We start from the raw sequence: 6,681 nt of genomic DNA, 5'->3' as shown, positions 1-6,681 counted from the left end.
CCGACACCGGCAACCACCCCACCACCCCCGACGACCCACCCGCCACACCCCCACCCGACGCCGCCGCCAACACCTCCGGCGCCCGCGGCGCCGACACCCCCACCGGCGACTGCACCCCCGAACCACTTACCACCACACCAGCAACAACCAAAGCCGACACCGTTATCGGAGCAGATACACGCATTCGGCCACACCCAATCCCTCGACGTCGTGGGAGCGGCCGTCCGGGACATCCCCTGTCCGGGCCGCTCTGGACAACGTTGTCCAGGTTACCCACCAGTCAGGTCGTTGTTCGGTATTTCCGGTTGATCACTGGTTACCGAAGGGGGAATAGGTGCTGTAGCGGGCTTTCTGCCGGAGCTTTTTTTGCGGCCGCCCTTTCCGGAGCTTTCGATCTCGTGAGCCGGGGATTCGGCGGACTCGATCCGGTCCAGAATCCCTTTCAGCTCTTCCAATTCCCGGCGCAGGTAATCGCGGGTGGCCACTTCGCCGACCGCGATGCGTAATGCCGCCAGTTCGCGGGCCAGAAACTCGGTGTCCGCCTTGGTTTGAGCGGCCCGCATCCGGTCCTCCTCCAGGGCGACTCGGTCCCGGTTGTCCTGCCGGTTCTGCGCGAGCAGGATCAGTGGCGCCGCGTAGGCGGCCTGGGTGGAAAAGGCCAGATTCAGCAGGATGAACGGGTACGGGTCCCAGCGCAGCGCGACCACGAAGACGTTCAACAGGATCCAGACCAGCACCAGGATCGTCTGGACCGCCAGGTACCGCCCGGTGCCCAGGAATCGCGCCACCCGCTCGCTGCTGCGGGCCAATGCCTCGGCGTCCCACTCGAACCGGAACCGGCCTTCCACCGGCGTCTCCAGACGCTGGCGCGCCCTGCTGGGACCGAGCCGCCCGCCCGGGTCGTTCTCGGTCATGCTCCGTCCTTCCGGGCGCGAGCGCTCCTGTGGGCCCGGCCGCTCACACTGTGCCGTCCGGGGGCGTGCGCGGGGTCCCGCGTGGTCATGCCGAGCCCCTCTCGTCGGTCTCTGCCTGGTCGCGCCAGTCCTCGGGCAGCAGGTGGTCGAGGACGTCGTCGACGCTGACCGCGCCGAGCAGGTGGTTCTCCTCGTCCACCACCGGTCCGCAGACCAGGTTGTAGGTCGCGAAGTACCGGGTCACCGCGGCCAGCGGAAGTCCGGGGCGCAGCGGCGACAGGTCGGTGTCGAGGATGCCGCCCACCAGGTGGGCCGGTGGTTCGCGCAGTAATTGCTGGATGTGCACCGAACCCAGATAGCGCCCGGTGGGCGTCGCGGTGGGCGGACGGACCACGAACACCATGGAGGCCAGCGCGGGGGTCAGGTCCGGGTTGCGCACCCGCGCCAGCGCCTCGGCCACCGTGGTGGACGGTGTCAAGATCACCGGCTTCGGGGTCATCAGGCCGCCCGCACTGTAAGGAGAGTGCTCGAGCAACCTGCGCACCGGTTCGGACTCCTGCGGGTCCATCAAGGCGAGCAGCGATTCGGCCTCGCCCTCGGGCAACTCGCCCAGCAGGTCGGCGGCGTCGTCGGGGTCCATCGCCTCCAACACGTCGGCGGCCCTGCGCACCTCCAAGTGGCTGAGCAGTTCGACCTGCTCGTCGTCGGGGAGTTCCTGCACCACGTCGGCCAGGCGCTCGTCGTCCAGCGCGACGGCCACCTCGATCCGCCGCTTCTCCGGCAGCTCGCGCAGTTGTTGCGCCACGTCGGCCGCGCGCATGCCCTCGAACTGTTCCAGCAGCTGGGTGACGTCCTGCCCCGGCCGGTCGATCTCGTTGGGCGTCAGGCCGGACACGACGGTCCAGTCCACGACGTGCACCGTGCGCCTGCGGCCGAGCCTGCGGTGCCCGCGCACCGCGACCCGGGTGACCAGCCAATCCCGGGACCGGGTCTGTTCGATGCCCAGATCGGTCACATGGACGTCCACGCCCGCCAGATCCGGCAGGTCGGGGTCCTCGACCCGCACCATCGAGTCGACGATCTGCGCCAGAGCGAGCATCTCGCCCGGTCGCTGGGTGAAACGTCGCAGGCTGACCGTCCCGGTGTTCAGCGTGACCACCCCGGGTTCGATCGCCGTGACCCGCAGGATCGGCACGAAAATACGCCGCCGGGTGAGCAATTCGACGACCAGGCCGTGCACGCGGGGCTGCCGGCGATCGGAGCGGACGGCCACGACGACGTCACGTATCCGGCCGATAGACTCGCCGTCCGGTCCCAGCACCGCCAACCCGGCCAGCCTGGCGACGTACACCCTGGTAGCTGCCATGCTGCCAGGCTAGAGGTTCGCGGGCGGGTGTTCGCACCCCGCCACGATCGACGGGAGTGATCATGAAGCTGCGCCGTTCGGTGCTCGCCTGTCCGGGCAGCAACCCGAAGATGATCGAGAAGGCCAAGACGTTGCCCGTCGACGAGGTGTTTCTCGATCTGGAGGACGCGGTCGCGCCGGTCGCGAAGGCGCAGGCGCGGGCGAACATCGTCGCGGCGCTCAACGACTCCGGGTGGGGAGCGCAGCTGCGCGTGGTCCGGGTGAACGACTGGACCACCGAATGGACCTACGCCGACGTCATTTCCGTGGTCGAGGGCGCGGGCGCGGCGCTGGACGCGATCCTGCTGCCCAAGGTGACCGACGCGGGCCAGGTGCGCGCGCTGGACCTGCTGCTGACCCAGCTGGAGAAGGCCTGCGGCCTGGAGGTCGGCCGGATCGGTATCGAGCCGCAGATCGAGAACGCGCTGGGGCTGCGCAACATCGACGCGATCGCCACCGCCGCCTCCCGGGTGCAGACCCTGGTCTTCGGCCCGGCCGACTTCATGGCCAGCATCAACATGCGCACCCTCGTGGTCGGCGAGCAACCGGAGGGCTACGACACCGGCGACGCCTATCACCACATCCTGATGACCATCCTGCTCGCCGCCCGTGCCCACGGCCTGCAGGCGATCGACGGCCCGTACCTCCAGATCCGGGACGTGGAAGGCTTCCGGCGGGCCGCCGCGCGCACGGCCGCGCTCGGGTTCGACGGCAAGTGGGTGCTGCACCCCGGGCAGATCGAGGCGGCGAACGAGATCTTCAGCCCGCGCCAATCGGACTACGACCGGGCCGAGGAGATCCTGGACGCCTACGCCTTCCACACCTCCGCGGCGGGTGGCGCGCGCGGCGCGGTGATGCTCGGCGACGAGATGATCGATGAGGCCAGTGCCAAGATGGCCCAGGTGATCGCGGAGAAGGGTCGCGCCGCCGGAATGACGCGCACCACGCGTTTCACACCACCGCGGGTTGCGTCGGAATAGCAGAATGGAACCATGACGAATCCCTTGGGGAACTCGAGCCGTGCGCGGCAGGGCCTCCCGACGCCCCCTTCGGGCTGGCCGGTCGGCTCCTACCCGACCTATGGCGAGGCGCAGAAGGCGGTCGACTATCTGGCCGACAACCAGTTCCCGGTGCAGGACGTGACCATCGTCGGCGTCGACTTGATGCAGGTCGAGCGGGTGCTGTATCGGCTGACCTGGGGCAAGGTGATCGGCGGCGGCGTGGTGTCGGGCGCCTGGCTCGGCCTGTTCCTGGGTCTGCTGCTGAGCCTGTTCACCACCAGCGGCGCGTTCGGCCCACTGCTCGTTGGCCTGGTCGGCGGCATCATCTTCGGCGTCATCTCGACCTCGATCCCGTACGCGGCGACCAAGGGTCAGCGCGATTTCGCGTCCACCATGCAGTTGGTGGCCGGCCGCTACGACGTGCTGTGCGATCCGAAGTCGGCCGAACAGGCGCGGGATATGCTCGCGCGGCTGGCGATCTGACGCAATGGAAGTGCTGGAGAAGGTCCGCACCGAGGTGCTGGGCTATTTCGGCGTGGACGCCGCGAGTGTCGACGCCGCGTCGGTCACTTTCCTGGGCTTGGAGCCGATCGAGATCTTGCGCATCGTCGACGGCGACCTGGTGCATTACGTGACGCTGGGCGGCAGTAGGCATCCGATGGGCGATCCCACCGCCGTGCACGCCGATCCGGTGCGCGGCCCGCGCGCGGAACTGATCCTGACGCTGCGGTCGGGCGTCGGCGCCAGTTCTGGCCTGGCCAAGTCGCTCGGCGTGCTCGCCGCCGCGCCGGTCGTGGAAGGTGTTGTGCTGCAAGCGGACGCGTTGATGGACCTGGGCGAGCCGATGTGGCGCGACGCGCCGTTCACCGCGGTTCTGCTCGGCGACAGCGACATCCCGGCCGTGGCGCTGCCCGAACCGGCCGAGTCGGTGCGGTATTTCGCGGTGACGCCGGTGACCGCGACGGAGGCGGCATGGGTACGGGTCCGCGGCGCGCAGGCGTTGCGGGAGGCCTGGCAGGAGGCGGGAATCGACGTGCGCGACCCGAGACGCGGCGCCGCCAGCCTGTGATCCGTCGCCCGGCTACAGCCACTTGTTGCGGCGGAAGGTGAAGAACAAGCCCGTGCAAATGGCGAGGATGATCAGCCACACCGCGGGATAACCCCACACCTGATGCAATTCGGGCATGTGGTCGAAGTTCATCCCGTAGATGCCCGCGATCATCGTCGGCACCGCCGCGATCGCGACCCACGCCGAGATCCTGCGCATGTCGGTGTTCTGTTGCACGCTGATCCGGGCCAGAGCGGCGCTGATCAGCGCGCTCAGCGCCTCGTCGAAGTCGTTGATCCGTTCCGCCACGGCGGCATGCTGCTCGGCGACGTCCCGTAGATAGCGCCGGACCTCCTCGGGCACCGGCAGATCGAGTTTGTGACCGAGCTGTTCCAGCGGCACGGCGAGCGGATTCACCGCGCGCCGCAACTCCACGACCTCGCGCTTGAGCTGGTAGATGGATTCCACGGTGACACTGCCGCGCGGGGTGAAGATCTCCTCTTCCATCTCGTCGATGTCGTCCCCGACCGACTGGGCCACCTCGATGTAGGAGTCCACCACCCGGTCGGCGATCGCGTGCAGCACCGCACTGGGGCCGAGCCCTAGTTGCGCCGGGCTGGCCTCCAACGCCTTGCGCACCTCGGCGAGCCCGGAATGCTCACCGTGCCGGACTGCGACCACGAACTCGGGCCCGGTGAACACGATGATCTCGCCGGTCTCCACGATCTCGCTGACGCTGTCCCGTTCGTGCTCGACATAGCTGACCGTGCGCAGCACCAGCAGCAGCGAATCGTCGTAACGTTCCAGTTTCGGCCGCTGGTGCTGCTCCAAGGCGTGTTCGGTGGCCAGTTGGTGCAACCCGAACGCGTCGGCGATATCGGCCATCTGCGTGCGGTCCGGGTCGTGCAGCCCGATCCAGACGAATCCGTTCTCCTCCCGGGCCCTGGCGAGGGCCGCCTTGTGGGTGAACCTCCCCGGCAGGCGCTCGCCGTCCACGTACACCGCGCAGTCGACGATCGCCTGCGCCGTCGGAACCGGGATGAACCGCTGCTCCGGCCGCGATGGCGTCCGGCCGGACCCGCGAAGCGAAAAGGACGGCACGCTGACGATGCTACGTCGCAGCAGGATGCGGGATCATCGCCTGCGCGTGCGGGAGTACCTCGCCGCACTGTAAGACTTGAAGGCGTGCGCATCGACCTGCATACCCATTCGACCGCGTCCGACGGCACCGACACTCCGGCCGAACTCGTGCGGAACGCGGCCGCCGCGGGCCTGGACGTCGTCGCGATCACCGATCACGACACCACGGCCGGATGGGCGGAAGCGGTCGAGGCGCTCCCGAAGGGGATGACGCTGGTCCGCGGCATGGAGATGTCCTGTGTCGGCCTGGGCGAGGACGGCTGGCCGGTGCCCGTGCATTTGCTGGCCTACCTGTTCGATCCGACCCACCGCGGCTTCGCCGAGGAACGCGAGCGGCTGCGCGCCGAACGAGTGGAGCGGCTGCGCGCCATGGCCGAGCGCATGGCGGCCGACGGACTGCCGATCGATCCTGATGCCGTGCTGGCCTCGGCCGGACCCTCCGCGGGCCGCCCGCATCTGGCCCGTGCGCTGGTCGCCGCCGGTGTGGTGCCGAGCGTGGACGCGGCGTTCGACGAATTGCTCGCTCCGCACGGCCGCTACTACGCCGAGAAGGCCGACACACCGTTGCGTCGTGCGGTGCGGATGATCGCCGGCGCGGGCGGGGTCAGCGTTCTGGCGCACACCAGGGCGCGCAAGCGGGGCAGGCTGCTGGCGCTCGACGACATTCGCGAGCTGGCCGCGCTCGGACTCGGCGGCCTGGAGATCGCGCATCCGGACCACTCCGCGGCCGACCGCGAGCTGCTCACCGATCTCGCCGCCGAACTCGGCCTGCTCACCACCGGTTCGTCGGACTACCACGGCGCGAACAAGACCATCCGGCTCGGTGAGTTCACCACCGAGCAGGCGCAGTTCGAGAAGCTGGTCGGCAAGGCATCGGGCGTGCCGGTGATCGCCTCGTGAGACTGGTGCGCGGACTCAGCGGCATCGTCGCCGGGGGCACAGTGGTGGGCACGCTGGTGGTGGTCGGCGCCGCCGTCGTCGCGGACCGGCGCGGGTTCCCGGGCCCGGGCGGCGAATCGGTCGCCTGGCATGTGGCCGCCGCGGTGGTCGCCCTCGCGGCGCAGATCTATTCGGATCGGCATCGGGGTTCGGCCGCTTTTATCGGATCCATGGTTGTTTTTCTGGCTGCTGGACTTTTGCTGTGGACGCAATGGTGGAGCTGACAATCCCGCA

At 69.0% G+C, this 6,681-nt stretch carries 8 protein-coding genes; 5 read left to right on the top strand and 3 right to left on the bottom strand.

Annotated features, from left to right (window positions below; translation table 11 throughout):
* Window positions 1–269 precede the first annotated feature (269 nt).
* Together GVY39_RS05815 and GVY39_RS05810 are read right to left on the bottom strand one after the other, a co-directional pair.
* Entirely contained in the window at window positions 270–914 is a 645-nt protein-coding gene (locus tag GVY39_RS05815) for a DUF1003 domain-containing protein (protein WP_159920404.1), read from the bottom strand.
* 85 nt (window positions 915–999) lie between these two features.
* Window positions 1,000–2,280, bottom strand: a complete 1,281-nt coding sequence (locus tag GVY39_RS05810) for a magnesium transporter MgtE N-terminal domain-containing protein (protein ID WP_159920406.1) — start codon at window positions 2,278–2,280, stop codon at window positions 1,000–1,002.
* Window positions 2,281–2,342: 62 nt separating this feature from the next.
* On the opposite strand from GVY39_RS05810, the gene GVY39_RS05805 reads away from it, so the two are divergent.
* From GVY39_RS05805 to GVY39_RS05795, 3 genes are read left to right on the top strand one after another with little or no spacing between them, the layout of a single operon-like run.
* On the top strand, window positions 2,343–3,299 hold the full coding sequence (locus GVY39_RS05805; protein WP_159920408.1) for a CoA ester lyase: 957 nt from the start codon (window positions 2,343–2,345) through the stop codon (window positions 3,297–3,299).
* 12 nt (window positions 3,300–3,311) lie between these two features.
* A complete protein-coding gene (locus GVY39_RS05800) occupies window positions 3,312–3,803 on the top strand; it encodes a general stress protein (RefSeq protein WP_159920410.1) in 492 nt (163 codons plus the stop codon).
* 4 nt (window positions 3,804–3,807) lie between these two features.
* Window positions 3,808–4,389, top strand: coding sequence for a suppressor of fused domain protein (locus GVY39_RS05795; RefSeq protein ID WP_159920412.1), 582 nt, complete (start codon window positions 3,808–3,810; stop codon window positions 4,387–4,389).
* 12 nt (window positions 4,390–4,401) lie between these two features.
* On the opposite strand, the gene GVY39_RS05790 is transcribed toward GVY39_RS05795, so the two are convergent.
* Window positions 4,402–5,478 (bottom strand): magnesium and cobalt transport protein CorA, encoded by a 1,077-nt coding sequence (locus GVY39_RS05790; protein WP_159921253.1) that lies wholly within the window; start codon window positions 5,476–5,478, stop codon window positions 4,402–4,404.
* Window positions 5,479–5,553: 75 nt separating this feature from the next.
* Here GVY39_RS05790 and GVY39_RS05785 point away from each other — a divergent pair, with 75 nt between their 5' ends.
* Window positions 5,554–6,408, top strand: a complete 855-nt coding sequence (locus GVY39_RS05785) for a PHP domain-containing protein (protein WP_159920414.1) — start codon at window positions 5,554–5,556, stop codon at window positions 6,406–6,408.
* Entirely contained in the window at window positions 6,405–6,671 is a 267-nt protein-coding gene (locus tag GVY39_RS05780; RefSeq protein WP_159920416.1) for a hypothetical protein, read from the top strand. Before GVY39_RS05785 ends, GVY39_RS05780 begins: the two co-directional genes overlap by 4 nt.
* Window positions 6,672–6,681: the final 10 nt, after the last annotated feature.

Origin of the sequence: Nocardia sp. CY15 (genome assembly GCF_009829295.1) — a bacterium.
GTDB classification, from domain to species: Bacteria; Actinomycetota; Actinomycetes; order Mycobacteriales; family Mycobacteriaceae; genus Nocardia; species Nocardia sputi.
This window is presented reverse-complemented; position numbering and strand designations above follow the sequence as displayed.